This window comes from Bacillus sp. JJ1503, assembly GCF_036965125.1.
In the GTDB taxonomy this organism is placed as follows: domain Bacteria; phylum Bacillota; class Bacilli; order Bacillales; family Cytobacillaceae; genus Cytobacillus.
In genome coordinates, this window is record NZ_JBALOZ010000396.1 from 4851 (window position 1) to 5198 (window position 348).

General features: G+C 34.2%; 1 protein-coding gene. It reads right to left on the reverse strand.

The window, feature by feature from the left end:
* A partial coding sequence (locus V7149_RS23690) for an MBL fold metallo-hydrolase (protein ID WP_438824153.1) occupies positions 1-215 on the reverse strand: 215 nt, incomplete at its 3' end.
* Positions 216-348 lie beyond the last annotated feature (133 nt).

Sequence of the window (348 nt, forward strand, 5' to 3'; positions counted from 1 at the left end):
TCCCAATGCCAATGTGTAAGCACTACTAAACTTGGCTGAGGGATATGATTCTTTTCTAACTCGCTAAGAAAATACTTCGCATGTGCTTCTGAATTTCCAGAGTCTATCATTAAAGACCGTTTATCCCCAATGACCACGCCTAAAATTGGCCGATCAGTCTCTGAAACAGGTGTTTGATACCAAAATCGATTACTGATTTTCTCTAAAGTTTGCATCTGTATTCCTCCTACTCGTTTTTCGAATAATCATATTATAAAATTTTTTCCCTATTAGAATACTAAACTAATATGAAGCTTAAAGTAATCGTTTTTTTAGCAAAATAGATCTGGCAATTGTATAGTAGATCTA